Here is a 1,949-nt window from a genome sequence, read left to right on the forward strand (position 1 = left end):
ATTTTCGTCAATAACTTCTATACCTTTGGCACAATCCCATGCGTAATGCTCGCACATATTACAACTCACTTTTTTGTCATTTGGGTCAATTGGCGTTTTAAAATCATCATCCCATTCATTTTTTTGCAAAATCAGAGAATCATTTTCTAAATTTTCAAAATCCCCTAGATGGGTACTGCCAAAACTGCCAAAACCTATTTTTTGACCAATTTTTTGGCTAGAATTGTACGTTTTTTGAGTTTCGTCAGTTTTGGCAGTAGGTATCTGACACATTTTTATTTTTTGAGAAATAAAATAGCGTGTTGTTGGTCTTCCTCCAATTTTTGAAATTTGTGTGTCATTTGGGACAATCCAATAATTATCAGTAAGTACCGTTAATGCCTTTTCGATAGCAATATCATCCTTTAAGTGTTGCCATTGTTTGCGCCTTACGTCTCGCAAGGTAAAGCCATCTTTTAACCAATTTTCGGGGGTTTCGTCAGTTTTGGCAGTGCGTTTTATAAGTGCTTCTATTTTTTGAGAGAGTGTTAAGGCAGGGCGCATTCCCATTCCATCAATCAGGCCATATACACGCCTTGCATGAGTTTCTAAATACTCACACCACAAGGCGGCTCTTTTGATTGCTTCAAGGCTTACGCCAAAATCATTTGCTTGGCCAATACTTGCACAATCAATCAGGTGAAAGATTAACGCTAATGCAGGTAATAAACGCTCATACTTGCCTAAGTGTTGTTGAATAACCGTATTTTCTTCATTAGGTATCGTTTGAGTGTTTAGTTTATGAGTCCACTCCACATAAAACGCCTGTGCATCAAGCGTAAATCTAAAGTAAGGGCGTTTGTTGTATTCATCTATCGGGTTTGCGCCAAACTGTAAAAAATCAGTTTCTGACAGTTTTTTGAATATATCAAAAACGACATTGGCGGCTTCACGATTAGGGTATCTGTCGCGGTATTGCCACTCAATAGGGTCGGGATAAACAAGCATTTGAAAACGCTGCAACAATCCATCATTGCCTAAACCACTGTACGCTTGCTCTAAATAAGCGATTAGTTTATCGGGTTGTATGCCTCCAAACACTGATAAACAATGATTTTTAATAAAAAGACTACCTCTCATTATTCTGTCAGTATCGTAACTGCCAGTACCATTAAAACCCTCTAAATAAAAGGCGCGGTCTTCCTCTTTCCCCTCTTTGTCTAATCCTGCAAGTAAGCCTATCAATTCATCACGCAAAACAAGAATGCCATTAGGGTTTGCACACTCTAATTCCCCTAACTTGGGTACAGTGCAATCATTAGTTTTATAACGCCTTAAACATGGCGGCATAGGCTCGTTTTCTTTTTCCTTGCAAATGAGTTCTGCTAATTCTTCGCGTGTTTTTTGGGGTTTACTTTTTGATGATGTTTTTGACGCGCTTTTTAAGTCTGCTTCTAAGCCCTCTAATTTGGACTTATAAAGCATTTTATCCTTTTCATGGCTTTTTAAGTCGCTTTCATAAGATTCACGCGCCTTGTTTATTAAGAAGTTAAGTGGGCGCATTCCTGAATCAATAGCAGGGGATTTTTTAGAAGTGGGCGGTGCAACAATACCTCCCCATAAATTAGGAACAATTAACCAATCATCTTTTTGCTTTGGTTTAATACCGCAACTTGCACCAATTACACTTCCTAATGCTACTAAAACAGATACCGCAACAAATGATACAGGGGCAGGCATTCTGTCAGCTTCATCATATACAAACTCTTGCAAAACAGGGGGTAATAAATCAGCACTAAATGGCATGACAGGGGCAAAACTGCTTGTAATAGGTAAGGGGTCAGGTAGCTCATAAGACGCGCCTTGATTACTTAAAGGGTTTATCCATCCATTGGCCTTAGCCTCGTTAAAAATGGCCTTATAGTCTGTTCTATTGGCTTCTAATCCTTCCCATGTGTGGAGGGAATCAT

At 38.9% G+C, this 1,949-nt stretch carries 1 protein-coding gene; it reads right to left on the reverse strand.

Annotated features, from left to right (window positions below; translation table 11 throughout):
* Positions 1-1,949: YfjI family protein (locus Q0212_RS05065; protein ID WP_297923145.1), on the reverse strand; the 1,949-nt coding region annotated here is incomplete at both ends.

The sequence above is a fragment of the uncultured Agitococcus sp. genome (genome assembly GCF_937920075.1).
Lineage (GTDB): Bacteria > Pseudomonadota > Gammaproteobacteria > Pseudomonadales > Moraxellaceae > Agitococcus.